Origin of the sequence: Enterocloster aldenensis (assembly GCF_003434055.1) — a bacterium.
Classification (GTDB): domain Bacteria; phylum Bacillota; class Clostridia; order Lachnospirales; family Lachnospiraceae; genus Enterocloster; species Enterocloster aldenensis.
Map to the genome: position 1 here is coordinate 1,099,910 of NZ_QVEX01000001.1, position 19,135 is coordinate 1,119,044.

General features: G+C 52.3%; 21 protein-coding genes. 7 read left to right on the forward strand and 14 right to left on the reverse strand.

All coding sequences use genetic code 11. The features are described from left to right. Positions 1–181 precede the first annotated feature (181 nt). From DWX59_RS05165 to DWX59_RS05175, 3 genes are all read left to right on the forward strand, one after another. Positions 182–460: an ATP-binding protein gene (locus tag DWX59_RS05165; RefSeq protein WP_117556687.1), complete on the forward strand. Its 279-nt coding sequence runs from the start codon at positions 182–184 to the stop codon at positions 458–460. After that, positions 450–1,094: a 4Fe-4S binding protein gene (locus DWX59_RS05170; RefSeq protein ID WP_117556689.1), complete on the forward strand. Its 645-nt coding sequence runs from the start codon at positions 450–452 to the stop codon at positions 1,092–1,094. Before DWX59_RS05165 ends, DWX59_RS05170 begins: the two co-directional genes overlap by 11 nt. 68 nt (positions 1,095–1,162) lie before the next feature. Then, on the forward strand, positions 1,163–1,846 hold the full coding sequence (locus DWX59_RS05175; RefSeq protein ID WP_117556691.1) for a Crp/Fnr family transcriptional regulator: 684 nt from the start codon (positions 1,163–1,165) through the stop codon (positions 1,844–1,846). Between the two features lie 27 nt (positions 1,847–1,873). Here the strand turns inward: DWX59_RS05175 and DWX59_RS05180 are convergent, their stop codons facing one another. Further along, on the reverse strand, positions 1,874–2,749 hold the full coding sequence (locus tag DWX59_RS05180; RefSeq protein WP_117556693.1) for a LysR family transcriptional regulator: 876 nt from the start codon (positions 2,747–2,749) through the stop codon (positions 1,874–1,876). A gap of 175 nt (positions 2,750–2,924) precedes the next feature. On the opposite strand from DWX59_RS05180, the gene DWX59_RS05185 reads away from it, so the two are divergent. The 3 genes from DWX59_RS05185 to DWX59_RS05195 all read left to right on the forward strand — a co-directional run bounded on the left by DWX59_RS05185 (position 2,925) and on the right by DWX59_RS05195 (position 5,597). Then, the gene (locus DWX59_RS05185) at positions 2,925–3,542 is read left to right on the forward strand and encodes a chromate transporter (protein ID WP_117556695.1); all 618 of its coding nucleotides are present in this window, start codon (positions 2,925–2,927) and stop codon (positions 3,540–3,542) included. Then, the gene (locus DWX59_RS05190; protein WP_117556697.1) at positions 3,539–4,111 is read left to right on the forward strand and encodes a chromate transporter; all 573 of its coding nucleotides are present in this window, start codon (positions 3,539–3,541) and stop codon (positions 4,109–4,111) included. The genes DWX59_RS05185 and DWX59_RS05190 overlap by 4 nt, the downstream gene beginning before the upstream one ends. 154 nt (positions 4,112–4,265) lie before the next feature. Continuing rightward, positions 4,266–5,597: a Na+/H+ antiporter NhaC family protein gene (locus DWX59_RS05195; RefSeq protein ID WP_117556698.1), complete on the forward strand. Its 1,332-nt coding sequence runs from the start codon at positions 4,266–4,268 to the stop codon at positions 5,595–5,597. 20 nt (positions 5,598–5,617) lie between these two features. Here the strand turns inward: DWX59_RS05195 and gloA2 are convergent, their stop codons facing one another. From gloA2 to DWX59_RS05225, 6 genes are all read right to left on the reverse strand, one after another. Next, positions 5,618–5,998, reverse strand: a complete 381-nt coding sequence (gene gloA2 / locus DWX59_RS05200) for an SMU1112c/YaeR family gloxylase I-like metalloprotein (RefSeq protein ID WP_117556700.1) — start codon at positions 5,996–5,998, stop codon at positions 5,618–5,620. A 111-nt stretch (positions 5,999–6,109) separates the two neighbouring features. Then, on the reverse strand, positions 6,110–7,042 hold the full coding sequence (locus DWX59_RS05205; protein ID WP_117556702.1) for a hypothetical protein: 933 nt from the start codon (positions 7,040–7,042) through the stop codon (positions 6,110–6,112). Between the two features lie 110 nt (positions 7,043–7,152). Then, positions 7,153–8,151: a carbohydrate kinase family protein gene (locus DWX59_RS05210; protein ID WP_117556704.1), complete on the reverse strand. Its 999-nt coding sequence runs from the start codon at positions 8,149–8,151 to the stop codon at positions 7,153–7,155. 5 nt (positions 8,152–8,156) lie between these two features. Then, positions 8,157–9,539, reverse strand: a complete 1,383-nt coding sequence (locus tag DWX59_RS05215; RefSeq protein WP_117557274.1) for an MFS transporter — start codon at positions 9,537–9,539, stop codon at positions 8,157–8,159. Between the two features lie 47 nt (positions 9,540–9,586). After that, complete coding sequence (locus DWX59_RS05220) at positions 9,587–10,612, reverse strand: zinc-dependent alcohol dehydrogenase (protein ID WP_117556706.1); 1,026 nt, start codon at positions 10,610–10,612, stop codon at positions 9,587–9,589. A gap of 244 nt (positions 10,613–10,856) precedes the next feature. Then, positions 10,857–11,984 carry an ROK family transcriptional regulator gene (locus tag DWX59_RS05225; protein ID WP_117556707.1) on the reverse strand — a complete coding sequence of 376 codons (1,128 nt, stop codon included), beginning with the start codon at positions 11,982–11,984 and terminating at the stop codon, positions 10,857–10,859. A 165-nt stretch (positions 11,985–12,149) separates the two neighbouring features. Between DWX59_RS05225 and DWX59_RS28525 the strand changes: the two genes are divergently transcribed. After that, positions 12,150–12,335, forward strand: a complete 186-nt coding sequence (locus tag DWX59_RS28525) for a GNAT family N-acetyltransferase (protein WP_147325759.1) — start codon at positions 12,150–12,152, stop codon at positions 12,333–12,335. Between the two features lie 25 nt (positions 12,336–12,360). Here the strand turns inward: DWX59_RS28525 and DWX59_RS05230 are convergent, their stop codons facing one another. From DWX59_RS05230 to DWX59_RS05260, 7 genes are all read right to left on the reverse strand, one after another. After that, the gene (locus tag DWX59_RS05230) at positions 12,361–12,960 is read right to left on the reverse strand and encodes a M48 family metallopeptidase (protein ID WP_117556709.1); all 600 of its coding nucleotides are present in this window, start codon (positions 12,958–12,960) and stop codon (positions 12,361–12,363) included. Between the two features lie 122 nt (positions 12,961–13,082). Further along, positions 13,083–13,898 carry an ABC transporter permease gene (locus tag DWX59_RS05235; protein WP_117556711.1) on the reverse strand — a complete coding sequence of 272 codons (816 nt, stop codon included), beginning with the start codon at positions 13,896–13,898 and terminating at the stop codon, positions 13,083–13,085. 33 nt (positions 13,899–13,931) lie between these two features. Next, the gene (gene rfbC, locus DWX59_RS05240; protein WP_117556713.1) at positions 13,932–14,486 is read right to left on the reverse strand and encodes a dTDP-4-dehydrorhamnose 3,5-epimerase; all 555 of its coding nucleotides are present in this window, start codon (positions 14,484–14,486) and stop codon (positions 13,932–13,934) included. Positions 14,487–14,711: 225 nt separating this feature from the next. Further along, a complete protein-coding gene (locus DWX59_RS05245; RefSeq protein WP_117556715.1) occupies positions 14,712–16,436 on the reverse strand; it encodes a DUF2142 domain-containing protein in 1,725 nt (574 codons plus the stop codon). Then, positions 16,426–16,830, reverse strand: a complete 405-nt coding sequence (locus tag DWX59_RS05250) for a DUF2304 domain-containing protein (RefSeq protein ID WP_117556717.1) — start codon at positions 16,828–16,830, stop codon at positions 16,426–16,428. Before DWX59_RS05250 ends, DWX59_RS05245 begins: the two co-directional genes overlap by 11 nt. Positions 16,831–16,861: 31 nt before the next feature. Further along, positions 16,862–17,830, reverse strand: coding sequence for a glycosyltransferase (locus DWX59_RS05255; protein WP_117556719.1), 969 nt, complete (start codon positions 17,828–17,830; stop codon positions 16,862–16,864). Beyond that, a complete protein-coding gene (locus tag DWX59_RS05260; RefSeq protein ID WP_117556721.1) occupies positions 17,811–19,133 on the reverse strand; it encodes a lipopolysaccharide biosynthesis protein in 1,323 nt (440 codons plus the stop codon). Before DWX59_RS05260 ends, DWX59_RS05255 begins: the two co-directional genes overlap by 20 nt. Positions 19,134–19,135: the final 2 nt, after the last annotated feature.

Here is a 19,135-nt window from a genome sequence, read left to right on the forward strand (position 1 = left end):
TGTGATTGAATCATAGCATATCACATTTTGTCCAAAAAGACAACTGCCATTTTGACAATATGAATCGACATTCCCCGGCAAAGGCCACAGTCTCTGTGACCCCGGTCACCGAAGCATTTCCCTTATTATGGTATCCTTAGCACACAGACGCATCGTCAAAAAATCAGGGAGGTATTATCAAATGAAACCCCAATCCAAATCCATTGCATTTATCCACAAGGATTCCTGTGTTGCCTGTGGCTGCTGCCTTAAGATATGTCCGCGCCAGGCGCTTGATATATGGAAAGGCTCCTATGCCATTGTCAGCCATGACCTATGTGTGGGATGCGGAAAATGCGCCAGGGAATGCCCTGCATCCGTCATTGAGATTGTACCGCGGCATGCAGCTGTCCAGGATTCATCCAACATCCACGTTACTTTTGCCAGTTCAGAAAAAGGAGGTGCGCGCCATGAACAGTAAAAAGACAAAAAAGGGGGACCGCCACTGGTATGACTATCTGTGGATTGCATCCATGACCTATCTGATTCTTGGTTTCTTCAATATCATGTTTGCTTGGCTGGGCCTGATCTGTTTTCTGGTCCCCCTGGCAATTTCCATCGTGACAGGGTCCAAACTCTACTGCAACCGCTACTGCGGCAGGGGGCAGCTGTTTTCCATACTGGGGAGTAAGCTTCACCTTTCCCCGGGTCGTCCGGTGCCGCGCTGGATGAAGTCCAAAGCTTTCCGTTACGGCTTTCTGATTTTCTTCCTGTTCATGTTCTGCCAGATGTTATTCAATACCTGGCTGGTGTTCAGGGGCGCCTCGGGCCTGAAACAGGTGGTGACAGTGCTGTGGACCTTCCGCCTTCCCTGGAACCATGCTTATCATGCGGAAGGCGTGCCCCTGTGGATGTCCCAGTTCGCATTTGGATTCTACAGCGTCATGCTGACATCCACCATCCTTGGGCTGGCCACCATGGTCCTGTTCCGCCCCCGCTCCTGGTGTGTGTACTGTCCCATGGGAACCATGACACAGATGATATGCAAGGCCCGGGCTGCCGGTTCCTCCGGATTCACGGAACCGGACACAAGGGATATGGGAAGCATACTTTGACAAAAAATAAAAAACAGGATACACTAATGACAGATGACTGATACACAGCAAAAGGAGTAACATCTGCCATGAGTAATGATTCCTATGATATTGCCAAAACTTTAGAGGACAATTATCCCTTCTGGGATTATCTTGACCAAAGCCAGAAAGCCGACCTCATATCCTGCTCCCATATACGCCGCTATTCCCCCGGCAGCTTCATACACAGCCGAACCGAGGAATGCCTTGGGGTCATCCTGGTACTGGCAGGCCAGATACGTACCTATATACAATCCGAGGAAGGACGGGAGGTCACCCTGTTCCGGCTGGGGCCGGAAGAGGTGTGCACCTTGTCCGCTTCCTGCATGATGCAGGAAATCACGTTTGATATATTCATAGAATCCATAGAAGGATCCACGCTTCTCATCACAACCGCGGCCTGTATCCACAGGCTGATGGAGAAGAATATCCACGCGGAAAACTATATCTACCGACAGACAGCGGAACGTTTCTCCGATGTCATGTGGTCCATGGGGCAGCTTCTGTTCTCCAGCTTTGACAAACGGCTGGCCGCGTATCTGGCGGATGAACAGGTCAAATCACACAGCAGCACCATTTCCACCACCCATGAACAGATTGCCAAGAACCTGGGCACTGCCAGGGAAGTGGTCTCCAGGATGCTTAAATACTTTGAAAAGGAAGGATTGGTGTCTCTTGGGAGGGGTACCGTCACCATAAAGGACAGCCAGGGGCTGCGTGGGCTTTTAAGCTGACCCGCTGTCCGCTCCTTCTTTGCTGCTTCATGCATTTCCTTTGCACAGATCCATCAGGGCCATTGCGCTTTTGGGAAGGAATTTATTCCTGTGATAAATGACCGAGAACTTCCGGTTCAGGGTCAGTCCCTTTATCTTAAACTCAGCCGTCTCCCCCCGCTCCAGGCTTTCCTGCACCAGGAAATAGGGAAGGATGGATATTCCCAGCCCTTCTTTTACACCGTGGATGATGGCCTGGTTGCTGGCGCTCTGCCATATGGGGGTGATGGCCAGCTCCTGGGATGCCGCCAGGCCGTCAAAAATCTCCCTGCCCGCACTTCCCTTTTCCCTCAGTATGAAATCCTGGTCCTTTATCTCTCCCAGTTCCTTTAAAGTCTTACCGGCAAATATGTGGTCCGCGGCGCAGATAAAGGCAAGCCGGTCCCCCGGAAAGCTTTCACTGCAGATATAACTGCTGTGGGCCACCCCTTCTATAATCCCGATATCAATCTCATTATCCAGGATCCTCTGTTCAATACAGCCTGAATTTCCTATAAATGCCTCTACTTTAACAGATGGATACCGTTCTTTCAGCTGGCGTACATAATGCGGGAGCAGATACGTGCCAATGGTAATGCTGGTCCCCACCCGCAGCTGTCCCACTGTGTCAAGATCCTTAACCCCCTGCTCCATCTCATCCAGCAGATCAATGATATGCCTTGCATACTGCAGGGCCCTCCGTCCGTTCTCCGTCAGATAGAGTTTGCGTGAAATCCGGTCAAACAGCTTTACACCATAATATTCCTCCATCTCCGAAACCGCCAGGCTGATGGAGGGCTGGGCAATAAACAGCTGGGATGCTGCCGCTGTCATGCTGCCCGTTTCACACACGGCAACAAATATCCTTAAATGGCGCAGTGTCATGGAATCCTCCTCTGAAAAATGCTTCTGTCTTTTATTTATAATATTTTAATTATAGTTATTATTTAATTATAGTATTTTACATATGTATTTGCAAGCTGTATAGTAGGAGGGAACAGGAAGGAACATACGCGTTTCCGTTTTCCTTCCACACTCTCCCAGAAAGGAAGTTGTTTCCATGGTTGTTAATGTCAAAGCCAAGCAGGACACTGGGTCCGGCAGTGGCCGGGCTTTATTATGTAAACTATTCATATCCACCTTGTATCTCAGTACATTTACCTTTGGCGGCGGATATGTCATCGTCACCCTGATGAAAAAAAAGTTTGTGGATGAGTATCACTGGATTGATGAACAGGAAATGCTGGACCTGGTGGCAATCGCCCAGTCCTCTCCAGGCGCAATTGCTGTTAACGGCGCAATTGTGGTGGGCTACAAACTGGCCGGAATGGCCGGGGTCCTCACATCCGTACTGGCCACGGTAATCCCGCCTTTTGTAATCCTCTCTGTCATCTCACTGTTTTACGCTGCCTTCCGCTCCAACCTGGTGGTTGGATGGATGTTAAATGGAATGCAGGCCGGAGTGGGCGCTGTCATTGCCCAGGTGGTATGGGAGATGGGCGGCACGATTGTAAAAGCCAGGCAGTGGATATCCGTATGCATCATGGTTGCTGCCTTTGCTGCCAATTATGTTTTCAGGGTTAATGTAATCCTCATCATCCTTATATGCGCCCTGATCGGAGTGGTGCGGACCATGCGCAGTGAAAAGGCAAGGAAGAAAGGAGAGCGGGCATCATGATATATTTACAGCTGTTTTTAAGCTTTCTCCAGATTGGCGCCTTCAGCTTTGGAGGCGGATACGCAGCCATGCCATTAATCCAGAATCAGGTGGTGGACCTGCACCACTGGCTAAACCTTTCCGAGTTTACCGACCTGGTCACCATATCCCAGATGACCCCCGGGCCTATTGCCATTAATTCAGCCACATTTGTAGGCACCCGCATTGCCGGAGCGCCCGGCGCCCTGGCCGCCACGGTGGGATGTGTGCTTCCGTCCTGCATACTGGTAACCCTGCTTGCACGGATTTACTTAAAATACCGGGATTTAAGCATCATCCAGGGCGTGCTGAAATCCCTGCGCCCGGCTGTGGTTGCCATGATAGGCGCCGCAGGCGTCAGCATCCTGGTCACGGCATTCTGGGGCCTGGAAGGTTTCTCCCCCAACTTAAGCGCCCTGAACCTGCGTTCCGTCTGTATCTTTGCAGGCGCAGTGGTTTTACTGGTCCGGTTCCGGATGAGTCCGATTCTTGTCATGGTCCTGTCCGGCGCGGCCGAGACCGCCTGTCAGCTGGTTATGAGGGTCCTTTAAAATGTCTCATTGACTTTAACCCATTTCCGCTATAAAATCAATTAAGTCCCACAGCTGTAAGGCGGCTGCGGGACTTATTGCGGCTTTGGGCGGTTCCTGGTCAGGGTACTGATCCGGATTCCGGCACATCCTATAAATATACGGGGGATTTTTTATGATAGGGGAAATCATCACTCTTGGACTTTTTCTCACAGGGCTTGGCCTGTGCATTTTTACAGGCGTACCGATTCTTTACGCCCTTGTGTTCGGTCTGGCCTGCTTTTCTGTCTACACCTTATTAAAAGGGTATTCTGTCAGGGAGACCTGCGGCATGCTCATTGAGGGAATGGGAAAGGTGAAGAATATCCTTTTCATTTTCCTGCTGATTGGTTCCCTTACATCCATATGGCGTACCTGCGGAACCATACCATTCATCCTATATCATGCCATGGGGCTCATCAATCCGCGCTATTTTGTGCTGTGCACATTCCTGCTGTGTTCCCTGATGTCCTTCCTGACAGGCACCTCCTTTGGGACTGCCAGCACCATGGGGGTCATCTGTATGCTCATATCCAATGCAGCGGGCCTGAATCCCGCCCTTACAGGCGGAGCCATCCTCTCCGGCAGTTTTTTCGGGGACCGCTGCTCCCCCATGTCCACCAGCGCCCAGCTGGTCTGCACCCTGACCAGGACCGATATCTATATCAATATAAGGCACATGTTCAGGACCTGCCTGGTTCCCATGGCAGCCAGCTGTGTCCTGTATGTGGTGCTGGCCGGCCGTGACGGCGGCGCCAGGGTGGACTTAAGCCTAATGTCCCTGTTCCGGGACAACTTCTCCCTGCACCCGGCAGCCGCGGTGCCCGCGCTTATCATCCTCCTTCTGGCCCTTCTTCATGTGGATGTAAAATACGCCATGGGCGCCAGCATTGCCGCGGCAGCCGTGGTCGCCCTTGTATGGCAGAAAGCCGCCCCTTTGGAGTTATTAAGGAGCCTTTGGACCGGTTATCACGCAGGCCAAGGGACCCGTCTGGCCTCCCTCTTAAATGGCGGAGGAATCGCCTCCATGGTAAAGGTGGGAATCATTGTACTGATATCCTCTTCCTACTCCGGCATCTTCTCACACACCCGCCTGCTGGCCGGTGTCAAGACAGCGCTCCTGCGCTCTGCCAGGATACTCACCCCCTTTGGCACCGTGGTCCTGACCTCCGTGCTCTCCTGCGCCGTAAGCTGCAACCAGAGCCTGGCTGCCATCCTCACCTGCCAGATGTGCGACACATTATATCCCAGCAGGGAGGACCTGGCCCTGGCCCTTGAGAATACAGTGATTGTCCTTGCGCCCCTGATTCCATGGGGAATCGCGGGCGCTGTCCCTGTGGCAACCATTGGAGCGCCTATGGTGTGTATGCTGTATGCATTTTACCTGTACCTGCTGCCGGTGTGGAACCTGTTTACTGCCTTTTACCATGAATGGCCCGGGACATCGGTGCCATGCCGTGACGCATGATACCAGCATCCCGGTGCCTTTTACTCATGCAGTTCCAACGGCAGGCCGTCCGGGTCCTGGAAAAAGGTCATCCGCTTGCCTGTAAATTCATCCACCCGCACAGGCTCTGTCTCAATGCCCTTTTCCCTCAGCTCCGCGATGGCGGCATCCACATCATCCACCCTGAACGCCAGATGTCTCAGGCCGCAGGCTTCGGGATAACTTGGCCTGGGCGGATTGCCGCTGGCTGAAAACAGTTCCAGTTCACATCCCTCCAGCTTAAGGTCCAGTTTGTAATCCCCTCTGGAAGGCCTGTAGTTTTCTCTTATTATCTGAAATCCCAGCGTCTCAACATAGAATTTCCTTGACTTTTTATAATCTGATACAATGATTGCAACATGATGGATCTGTCTTAGGTTCATGCTTCCTCTCCTTTGTTTGTCCGTATGTATTCCGGGCCAGCCTTCCCATCCGCTTCCTGTCAGCGTTCCGTAAGCTTCCCATCCTCATCGCCTCAGTCACACCCGTTTATATCAGCTTATCATCTCAGCGCCAACCTTATAGGTCCAGCCCCCATCCTTATAGGTGGCTGTTACATCTGAAAAATAGTATGCCCCGGTTCCGCTCCTGTATTTTCTTGCGCTGCAGGTCAGCCGGCTGCCGCTGTTGGATGTTTCCTCTATGGTGACCAGGATTCCGTATTCCAGCCCCTTTTGGGGGTCAAGGGCCCCGCTCTCCACCAGATCCTTCTCCGTGGCAAGTTCGCCCCAGGTGCCAAAGCAGGTTCCTCCCATATACGCCAGGCCTTCTTTCTCCGCATCAGACAGGGAATCCACCATGGAAAGGTCAAAATAGCTTTGGGTAATCCCGTCATTCAGCCCCGGGTCCACTTCAGCCAGATCCTTTATCAGCTGTTTATAAAACTCCAACTCCCTGCTTCCCTTTTCTTGTGTTATCCTGAGTTTTTGATAGCTGAACTGTCCCGGATAGCTTTCCAGTACATATCCCTCCCAGCTCAGTTCCACTATCATGCCGGATTTCAGTTCCGATATCCGGACGGATTTTCCATCTGCGTCTTCCAGGACAGAACCATGTCCAACCCGGAACAGGCCGCTCATGCCATTGGAGCCCGCGCCGCAGACCAGCATGCCGTCATCATCCGCATCCAGGATTTCAAAACGTTCCGTCCTGGCATCACCGGACAGAACTGCGGTATCCGCAGGTGCCTGCCCCGGCTTTAATCCGGCATCACCTGTATTCCTGTCAGCACCCGCCTCTGATCCGCCAGCACCTGTATCCCTGCCATTCCCTGCCTCTGATCCGCCGTCTGCTGCCACGCTGCTGTTGATTCCGGTTCCAATTCCGGGATTTCCTGCCACCGCTGTCCGCTGTCCGCAGCCGGACAGGCATACCAGACAGAATGCGCTCATCCATACAGCTCCATAATACCTGTAACCTTTTCTCATAAAGACCCTCCTCCCATTATAACCACTTTATGGAATACACTGATTATAACAGACCGGACGCCTTTATATCTTATTATTTGCTGAATATTCCATTACCAGGAACTTAATATTCACAGTACATTCCTTCCCAACATGGCATGGGATGTGCCCGCCACTGCCTCAATCTCCTCCGGATCCGGCATGGACCTAAGCGCCCCTTTCCTGGTGGTCACGATGGAGGCTGCTGCCGAAGCCATTGTCAGCATTTCCCTTACGCCTTCCCGGTCCAGGGAATCCACCGGATGGTCCAGCAGATAATTCAGGCAGCATCCGCAAAAGGTATCCCCGGCCCCAGTGGTATCAATGGTCCTGTCCGTGCGGAAGGCTTCTGCTTTCAGGAACTCCTCTCCCCAGTATGCCGTACTCCCGTCAGCTCCTGCCGTCACAAGGATCAGCGGTATCCCATAAACGGCCTGCAGATGCCCCACTGCCTGTTTTTCATCCTCTATCCGGGTCATGAACCGCAGCTCCTCATCCCCGATTTTCAGTACATGGCACAGGGATGCGCCATGGAGCATCTGCTTTCTGGCCTCCTCCATGTCCTCCCATAAGGGAGGCCGCAGATTAGGGTCAAAGGAAATCAGGCATCCGCACTCCTTTGCACATGCAATTGCCCTTTTGGTAGCCTTCCTTACCGCTTCATGGGTCATGGACAAGGTGCCGAAGTGGAATATCCTGGAACTGCGTATCATATCCAGATCCACCTCATCCTCTGTCAGGGCCATATCAGCGCCTGGATTCCGGTAAAAAGAAAAGTTCCTGTCGCCTGCCCCGTCAATGCTGACAAACGCAAGGGTTGTGTGCACCTCATCTGACATCACAAGTCCCTGGCTACTGATTCCCGCGTCCCGGACAGCCTTACTCAAAAACCTTCCATGGATATCATTTCCAATCTTGCCAATGAATCCTGTGGTCCTTTTGTATCTTGCCAGCATGGCCAGGACATTGCAGGGCGCGCCTCCCGGATTCTGCTCCAGGATGGGGCTGCCCTGGGCACTGGTCCCGGCAGGCGTGAAATCAATTAAAAGCTCCCCCAGGGCGGTTACATCATATTTCTTCTGGTTTTCCATGACAGTCAGGCACCTCCTGTATACATTTCCTTCATGATTTCATTGTAACGCCTGCGGTTCAGACGGTAGTAGAAAAGCACGATACCGGTGATGATCCAGAACATGCCCGGTATGGTGGTAAATGAATGCTTGATTACTGCCAGCACGGCGGGATTCTGCCGTCCTCCGGCCACATATCCGCACATGCCCAGAACCATGGCCAGAAGCGAGGTGCCAAGAGCCATTCCCATCTTGTTGCCAAGGGAAATAAAGGCATACTGGAACCCATCATTCCTCAGCCCGGTCTTCCACTCCCCATATTCCACACAGTCCGGGATGATTGCATAGATGGCTGTATTAAACCCGGAAAAGAAGAACTGGGTCAATGCCGATACCCCGTAAAACAGGATGGGGGAATCCTTTGCCGTAAACAGCCCCAGCCCCATCATGGAAATGCCGGTCAGGAATGCAAAAATGGATGCCGCCCTTCCCTTGTTGTTGGTCCAGCAAAACAGCAATGGAAAACAGGCTGCCCCGATAATGGAAGGGATTATGATACACATGGAATATACGCTAAAGAACGCCTTGCTGCCCTCCACATAGGTGAAATAATACAGTGCATCCGCATTCCTCCCATACAGTGTGAACCCGAACAGCAGCTGGCCTGCCAGGGCAAGGATATAGGGACGGTTCTGGGATACGGCCGCAAACTGTTCCTTCAGGGAAATCTTCTTATGCTCAGGTATGGCCACCACTTCCTTTGTCTTTGCAAAACAGAACATGTGGCACAGGGCAAAGATGCCTCCGTAAATAACGGCTATCAGGAGATATCCCCTTCTGTCGCTGCCCGCGCCCAGCGTTTCAATCAATGGCACGGTTATGATATTGATGATTCCAATGGCAATCATGGCTGCCACTGACCGGAAGGTATTAATCTGCGCACGCTCCTCTATGTTCTGGGTCATGGCCCCGCACAGGGTCCCGTATGGGATGTTGACGCATGTATATCCCAAAACCAGGATACAGTATGTCACGGTCATGTAAACAATCTTGGCCGTGCTGTTCCAACCAGGATGGGCCCAGAAGGTCAATATAAGGACAATGGCTGTCAGGGGCGCGGCCGCCAGAAGCCACGGCCTGTATCTTCCCCATCTGGTATGGGTCCGGTCGGTCAGGCTCCCGATGATGGGGTCATTGACAGCGTCCCAGAACCGTGAGAAAAGCATCAGCCCGGCCACGGCCCCCATACTGATCCCAAATACATCGGTATAAAAAATCATCAGGAAATTACCCACAAACATCCAGCTGAAGTTGCAGCCCACATCCCCCATCCCATAGGCAACCTTGCTAATCAGCGGAACCTTTACGTCAGTGCCTGCATTCAAACCGGCACCTGTATCCCCTCTCATCCTACATCTTAAAGCCATATCTGTCATATCCCCGTATCTCCTTCTATCTATTCCTGGACATTGATAATTACCTTCATGGTGCTTTCCCTGTTCTCATCTATGTACTGGTATGCCTTCAGATAGTCCCTGAATGCAAAGTGCCTGGAGATAAGAGGGGACAGGACCACCTTTTTCTCATCCACAAGACGGATTGCATCCAGATAATCCTGGTTGCGGTACATCATACTGGTCTTAAGGTCCAGCTCATGGTCGTTAAGCACGGCCAGGTCAATCTGCCCCAGGCCAGCGAACACAGCCACCAATATGATGGTACTTCCCTTGCGCGCATACCTGACTGCCTGGCCCATGGTAATGTTGTTGCCTGCGCAGTCATAGATGAGGTCTGCTTTATCCGGCCCAAAGCTTTCTGTCATGGCCTCCCCAAAGTCCTTTTCCCTGGTATCCACACAGAAGTCCACGCCGCACTCCTTTGCTTTCTCAAGACGCAGGGCGCTGACATCCGTAATCATCACCTGCCGCGCACCCAGACCCTTTGCTGCCTGGGCCACCAATATCCCGATGGGGCCTGCTCCCAGCACTGCAATCCTTGCTCCCGCCACATCCCCTGCCTGCTTCACGGCATGGACCGCAACTGCCAGCGGTTCAATCATGGCCCCCTCATCATGTCCCATGTCCTGCGGAAGCAGGGTAACCTTTGCGGCATCCACGGCAAAATAGTGGGATGCAGCGCCTGTGGTCTGAAAACCCATCACCTTCAGATCCTCGCACAGATTGTATTTGCCGTGGCGGCACGGGTAGCATTGGCCGCACACCACCTGAGGCTGGATTGTCACCTTCTGCCCCGGCACGAATCCGGTCACTGCCCGCCCCGTCTTCACCACCTCGCCGGAAACCTCATGTCCCTGGGTCACGGGATAGCTTGTAAATGGATGCTCCCCATGGTACACATGGATGTCCGATCCACAGATTCCTATCTTCATGATCTTTATGAGCACTTCCCCCTCACTGATTTCCGGTACCGGAACCTCATGAAACCCGATTTTACCTGGTGCTGTCATTACCTGCTGTAACATATCCCATCTCTCCTTTTTCTTTTTTGTATAATCTTTTATAAAATGTTTTATTAAAGTAGTTATATTATTGCACCAGGCAATGGGTTTGTCAATAACCAAACTACATTTTCATCAAAATGATTATTTTCTCTCTACTTTTTTGTGCAGTCTGCACAAAGCATACCGCCGCATAGGAAAACGGATTGCCCATAATGCAAAGGATGCGGTTCCTGTGTCTTAACAGAAACCGCATCCTCAATCTGACCTATATCATTGTCCGAAAATACTCATCCATGAATGTCATGGCAATCCCCACCGCGGACGCCTCCTTTTCATAGCTGCAGTTTTTCATGTAAAGGGTATCATTATCAAACTTATTATGAACCATCACCTTCCTGCCCAGCTGTGACATATAAGGCCTTAGATAACCGCCCACATATCCGCCCAGCACGATATCGCAGTCAAAACACATCCTGAGGTTGGTAATGACAATGGACAGGTCCTCCAGATACGTGTCCCAGACCGCCGCGGCATCCCGGTCCTTATTCACCAGAAGTTGGAAAAACTCCCCCAGGCCTCCATCCTCCCCCACAAAGGAGGACAATACCCTGGCGGAACAATAAGGGTCCGCACATCCCCGCTTACCGCAGTAACACGGCTTTCCTTCCGGATATATGATCATGTGCCCAAACTCCGCGCTGCGGAAATGGTCCCCCCCGTAAATATCATTATCCAGATAGATGGAACCGCCCACCGTGTTGCTGAGGGAGAGGTAAACCGCGTTCCGGTCCCTGCCCTTTAGTTCTGCGATTGCAGCGCTGTTGGCATCATTTTCAAAATGCACCGGATATGGGATATGCCTGCTTATGACCTCCAGGTTGATGTCGCTGACCTGAAGGATATGGGAACGTACCAGACGGCTGTTTTCCTTATCTATGATACCAGGCAGGGAAATGCCCACTCCCAGGATTTTCTTTTTGTCCACCCCGCCTGCATCCAGGAACTGCTCCAATTCCGCTGCCAGGCCTTCATAATACTCTGCCGTGTTCTCAAACCGCCTGCGTACCCTGATGCTGCATACCGCGTCCCCTTTCAGGTCTATTATCACAAACCCCACATGGTTGGCCGTGATATCAACCCCGGCCGCATACCTTACATCCTTCACAACAGACAGCGCCTTGGCCTTGCGCCCTCCTGTGGATTCATATTCCCCCACCTCCTCCACGATTCCTGCTTCCAGGAGTTCCTTCACATTCTGAAGCACGGTGGGCATGCTCAGACCCAGTTCAATGGCCAGCTCAGGCTTGGAAACCTGCTTTCTGTGAAGGATATGGCTGGCAATCCTTGCCTTGTTCTGGCGTTTCTTTTCCATTGCTTTTTCATTTATCTTCATAATAGGGCCGCCTACTTTCATAAACTCTTTTCTAAAAGCAATCATACATCTAATAAGGGCAGATGGCAAGGGGTAATTCAGGAAACCGGGAACAGCTGCCCTGCTTGCTTAGGAAGGCCTTCAAAAAAACCGGCTTTGATGCAGCGGGTCCAAAGTTGTCCCTCCATGGACCAGGGAATCCAGATGGCTGTCATTTCTGTCCGGACAAATTCTTTGATTGGGGATATATACCTGAAACGGGAGGACGCCATATGCTGGATCGGCTATACAATCTCACCGGACAACGCCCGGCAGGGATATATCCGTGAAGTAATTCCCGCTGTCATAACCCCTATAAATGAAGCCAAATAAAGAAAGGTCCCTGGCGCCGTCATCCTCACACCTGGGACCCATAATCCTTCAGCCATTTCCTGCGCCTCTTATAATCCGGCAGAATCCGCTCCACCTCTGCCCAGAACCTGGCAGAGTGGTTCATCTCTTTCCTGTGGGCCAGTTCATGGACCACCACATAATCCAGTACCTCCGGCGGCATGAGGATCAGTTTCCAATGGAAATTCAGGTTCCCCTGGGCGCTGCAGCTGCCCCACCGTGTCCTGGCTGCCCGGATGGCAATGCGGTTATAGGTCACGCCCATCAGCCCTGCGTAATAAGCCGCCCTGGCTTCCAGCTGCGTCCTGGCCCTTTTCCTGTAAGCTGCCTCCAGTTCCGGATGGGCCACATAGTCGGGCAGGGGCCTCTGCTCCCTGATGCGCCGCTTTTCTTCCATGAGGAACCATTTCTGCACAATCCAGTCCTGGCGTTCTTTTATGAAATCCATCACCGCCTGGCTGGGGATTCCCCGCGGCATCCTGGCACACACGCGCCCGTCTGCCTTGATTTCAAGCCCAAGGGTGATGCGTCTGGAATACAGCACCTCCACCGGTATGTTCCCTTCCTCATCCCCGCGGCGCCAGCCGATTTCCACTTTGCGTATCATATCAATGCCAGCCTTCTTTCCACAATCCGTCCAAGGCACACTCCGCACCAGCGCCTGTGCAGTACATTAAAAGCACCCTTACAGCACACCGGCCGCGCCTTTTTAACACACAGGCAGCACCCTTACAGCACATCGGAAAAATGCGGTCTTAAGCGCTTGAACATTTTCAGTCCCACCAGGAATACCACTGTGGTAACCCCCCAGTAATACAGCGTCAGGGTAGGCCTTTCCCAGAACCAGTTCCCGGTCAGCATACTGTCCCTGTAGCCTGCCGCAATATAATAAAAGGGGTTCAGCTTTAAGACAGTCCCAATCCAGGGGAGGCGGTCCGTAAACATGGATTCATGGTACATGATCGGTGTCATCCAGATTCCGAACTGGATACAGATGGAGACAATCTGTGCCATGTCCTTGAAGAATACATTGACCGCAGAGGTAAAGAATCCAATCCCCAGGGCCAGCATGGATGCCGCAAAGGTATAGTACAAGGCCTGAAGCCAGGTAACCCTGACCGTAACCCCGGTCACAAGATACAGCCCCAGCATGATGAGGACAAAGAATCCATGAACCATCAGGCAGCTCATCAGCTTGATGATTGGAAGGATTTCCACCTTAAACACCACCTTTTTCACAAGATAACTATATTCCTGCAGGCAGTTGGTAACCGTATTCAGCACCTCGCTGTAAAAAAACCAGGGCACGATGCCCGCTACCAGCCAGGCCACATAGGAAGCCCCCGGCACTGGCGGAGGCGTCCTGAAACCCGCAGGTCCAAAGATGATTGCATAGATGGCAATGGTCACAATGGGCTGGATGAACATCCATACAATCCCAAAATAAGACCCAACGAACCGTTTCCGGAAATCAGCCTTGCCCAAATCCCATATCAGCTTTCTCTTCTCAATGATCTCCCTACCAAGAGACAGTACATAATTCATATATGATTTCCTTTTCTCTAGACGCTGTATCAGTTAAAATTTGAATGTGTCCTTAAGGCCGCCCCACTTCTTATCCTTTTCCGAGATAATCAGTTCCATGCCCTCTGATACCGGCCAGTCAACCCCGATTTCAGGATCGTCCCACTTAAGGCCGCCTTCATCGCCGGGATGATAGAAGTCCGTGCATTTGTATGCGAACTCCGCTTGATCCGAGAGCACCAGGAAACCATGGGCAAATCCTTCCGGAATATAGAACTGCTTTTTATTCTCAGCGGACAGGACCACACCGAACCATTTTCCATATGTCCCGGAATCAGAGCGCAGGTCTACCGCCACGTCGAACACGGTCCCGCGTACGGCGCGGACCAGCTTGCCCTGGGGATACTGTTTCTGGAAATGCAGGCCCCTTAACACGCCCTTGACCGACATGGACTGGTTGTCCTGGACAAATACCATATTAAGGCCGGCTTCCCTAAAATCATTCTGGTTGTAGGTTTCCACAAAATAGCCTCTCTCATCCTTAAACACGGTCGGCTCAATCACATATAACCCTTTGATATCACAGGGTGTCACTTTAATCTTTCCCATTATCGTCTGCTCCTCTTATCTTAAATCTTTGGCCTGTCATACCCGTATAGGACGGGTATCCATGATACATGCGGGGTTTTCCACATCCATTTGGCAATTTTATCACTTTATCCACTGTATGGCAATACCTTGTCCACTTTCCCTGGCCGGATGCCAGGGTCTGTTTAAAAATTCATTCCCACAAAGTGGGACGCACAGCTGACGGAAAGCAGTTTTCAAACACACCTAGGAAACGCGCAGGCACACGATACTGAAAATCCGGACGGCAACATACAGATCCATCACCATCATGATATATAACAGCGGCCTGTCCCCGCAATCCGTCCGCACCACCTTGTCATTTTTAAGCGTAAGTAAAAACATGGGCAGCAGCGGCAGCAGGTATCTTCCCTGTACCCCGTTAATCACATTGGAGGTCACCGGGGTCCAGGCCAACAGCATGGAAAACATCAGGGCTCCAAGGCAAAGCAGGCAAAGGAACCATATCCAGACACGGCTTCCCATGTTCATGACAATGCCCTCCCCCGGTTTCCTGAATGCAAGCATCAGCAGGATGGCGGTCATCCCCAGTATGACCACATATGGGGTATTAAGCACGGCGTCCATGTTGCCCAGGGCTTCCCCCAGCATACCGGAATATAGCTTCTCCCCCTGCCACATCAGGGTATTGTAGCACATCTTAAGGACCAGAAGCGGGCTGTGAAGCAGCTGGGCAAATGTATATCCTGCTTCCTCCGCCCAGGTGATATAGCCCTCCGACGCCTCTGTGTACATGGCCACGGTCTGCCGGTTCACCAGCAGCATGGCTGCGCCAAAAGCGCCCAGCACAGCCGCGGCGGACGCGGTCCATTTCCCCCATCCCCCAAATTTGCGGACCGGGATTAACAGGCAGAAACCTGCTATGACCCCGTATACCATCTTACACGGCCCCATCACCCCCATGACAAGGGCCAGCTGGACCACATCCCATACGCGGACCTTTTCCGCCTTATAGGCCAGGTGCAGGCAGACCGCGGCAAAATAACTGCTCAGTGAGATGATCATCACATCATAGGAAAAGGATGAAGCCAGGTGCAGTGTCATGGGAAGCAGGAATACGCCGGCCGCCACTTCCTTTCCAAAAGGCATCCTGCGGATGGTAAGGTATCCCATGGCGGTAAAGAACAGAAGGTTGAACAGTCTTCCCATATAGAGAAGCCCCAGGCCTCCAAGACCCATGACCCGCGCCATGGTGATGCCCAGGGCCTGGGGCACATAGGCCAGGGGGGTTGTCCTCACAGGCGGCTGGCAGGAAACCGCTGTCCCCTCCCCGCCGGCGCTTTTAAGCCCCCGCTCCCTTATGGTCCTGTAGGTCCCCTCTGTCAGTTCCTGTCCAAGAACCACTGCCCGGTCCACAGAAACACCGCTGCCTTCACCGCCCTCTATATGGCGGTAACCGCTTCCGTCGTCTTCCATCACATCATATAAATCCTCGATAAACGCATCCTGCACACGTATCAGCACATGTCCGTCCTCTGCATTGGCAGCCTGCCCCATCATATGGCTGGACAGCTGGTAAGCGCTGATATAGTGGCTCACCTCGTCCGGCGCGGACAGCGGCGGAAGGACGAACAGGAACAGGATCCCAAGGCTCAGGGAAGCGGCTGCAGATATCTGCCCGATTTTCCATTTATCCCGGATGAAAATAACATATCCAAGGCCAGACGCACACAGCCCGGCCCAGACGCACACAGCCGCGTACCAGCCGTAAAGCCACCGGTCCCCTGTCTTAAGGACTCCTGCCCGCACATCCAGGAAATGCCAGGCAGCCAGAATAAGAAGTACAATGCCGCACCCAATCCATAACACCGGTTGTTTCCTGCCCGGCATATGCCTCCTGACCAGAATACCTTTCCTGTCCGGCACAGCTTTCCTGCCCGGCGCGCCCTTTCCACCTTTCCTATCTGCCATCCTCATCCTCCCCGTCCCCTTGGCCCCCAAGAAGTACCTGCATCTTAAGCTCCAGTTCCTCCCTTTCCTTCTGGGCCAGGGCAATCTTCTGCACCAGTTCCTTTTGTTTGCTCTCCATCTGGGACACCTGGAGGGTCATGCTGAAAACCTTGACCATAAGAAGGAAAATCATGAACAGGAACAGGAAATTGGGCGTGGAATATATCCCAAGGAGCCTGGCACATGCGTCAGCCACGCCCGGGAACAGGGAAAACACCACCAGAATCAGGGCCACAATCACCCAGAACATGGCGGCTTCAATCTGTACCTTTGCCTGGCGTATTTTCCTCATCATAAAGGACATAGTCAGTAAAGAGACTATAACCAATATGACCCTGAATATAGGTTGCATCATAGGCCCACCTGCTTTCTTTTGTTGTTTCCGTTTATTTCCAATACTCTTTATTCATACTGCATTTGGCCGCAAGGCCGGAGGGCAGCAGCCGGTAACATCTGCCCAGGCGGTAGCCCATGTACTTAAAACCGCTCTTCACGATCATTCCAGGCACCAGCCACGGACGGCGCTGCTTCACCAGATAGCGGGCCGTCTGCTTTACCAGACGGATTCCCTCGCTTTCAGAGTGGATGCCCTGAAATACCTCCGGATGGTCTGCCTGGGACACGGCCAGGTCAAAGTTCCTGTGGAACTGGGCCATGCAGCCGTAATTATGGGAGTGGATGACCCTTGCCTCTGCCACATAGGCCACCGCGTAATCATCCTGCAGCACGGCCTTTCCTGCAAATATCATATCCTCATTAAAAATCGTCTTGTTGATGAAACCGCCCTGGAACCAGAATTTCTCCCTGTCATAGGCGCAGCACACATTGGAGGCGAAAAAGGTCTTGATGCCCATCCGGCCCAAATCGTCCTTTGTCTTAATGCAGCCCTCCTCCGGATAATTAAAGGACCTGGTATACCGCTCTGCCAGGGGGCAGTCCTTATCCGGCAGCTGGCGGGCGTATGCCATGATGACGGATTCCCCCTGGGGGCCCCTCTGATCAAAGGCAGCCACCAGATGTTCAATCAGCCTGTCATCCGCCGGCACCGCGTCATCGGTCATGAATACCATGATATCCGCCCTGCTGTAGCGTGCGCCCCGGTTCCTGGTGGCCCCGTGGTCAAACTCAGCCTTTTGCAGGTGATGGACCTGAAGATTGTCGATTCCCTCATACCCCTTATCATTCCAGTAGGCTTTCTCCGTGTTCATCACGATGATCCTTCCTATGGGGTATGTCTGCCGTTCCAGCATTTTTAAAAGCCTGGAAAACTTCTTTCCCGGTTTATAGGTCGGTATGATAACATCCACCCTGCGGCGGTATGTGTTCTCTGATGTCCTATTCTTCACTTCCTCCATTACCAGCATACTCCTTTTTTTCGTTCTGATAAACACCTGTCATGAACAGGCCAAACCCCACAACCAACATAACCATTAAAAGCAGATAACAGGATGCCGCCCCGTTTATACCAAACCTTGAGACCAGCGTCCCTGACAATAGCGCTGCCGCTGCCGCCGCGCTCAGATATACGATGAAAATGGCCTTCTGTTTACGCATGATGACCAGCGAGTAATACATCAGGTTGGCCAGGGCATAGAACCCGCCTCCCAGCACGATTACCATGAACGCAGCCTGATATTGCACCAGCATACCGTCATACCGGCCGCCTAACAGGAATTCCATCACCGACAGCACCCATCTGCCAAGGACTGCCGTGGCCCCCACGGCCAGGGCAGTAAGCCCCAGGATGACTGCGCCGATCCTTAAAAGTTCCCTCTTAAAGCTGTCCAGGTCACGGGCCAGCCACATGTCGGTAAGCTTGGTAAGAAAGGGGCGGATGATAAAGTTGGCTACCATATAAATAACAGAGGTGGGCATAAAAATCAAGTTAAAGTATCCGGACGCAGCATCATTCATTTTCGCGTCAATGGCATACTTAGCAGCGGAAAACACATAGAAATCCAGGAAGGTGGACACAAACAGGAATACGGTGCTGTGAAACAGCTTCCGGTTCTTCCCCTCCCCCTTATTCCAGTCCACATGCGCCAGGGCGTGGATTACATCCAGATTAAACAGGGCCACGCCAAGCATCTGGGCCGCCACCGCGGCCACGCAGGCCAGCAGAAGGTGTTCAAATGCAGCCAATGTCACCAAAAATACGGACACGGATAAGATTGTCCTGAAAAAGTTGGATTTTCCGGTCAGGTAAAGGCTTCCCTGACGCTGGAATTCCGACTCATATACATCAGCATACCCATCTATTACCTTGTATATGACAAGCAGGATGAGAATCATGCACTTGGATGCGCTGTACTGCCCGGTGCCATGCCGGAAGGTCAGGAGCAGCGCCCCAAGGATCAGGGCCAGGATGCATGTGATGCTGCGGTGCTCCAGGTATTCCCCAAAGGAAAACTCCCCTTTATTATCCGTGATCTGAAACGGCCGGATTCCAAAGTAGGCCACAATGAACATCTGCTGGCCCAGGGTGGAGAAGCCAAAGGAGAATATCCCTCCCTGGTCATCCCCCACCACGCGGATGACCAGAAAAGACAGAACCATGCTGGCCAATGCATAGACGAAACTTCCTGCAATATTCCAGACCACGTTCTGCCGGTCAATGTCCGTTCCCTTATATAGTAAATGTCTTGTCAGTTTCTTCATCT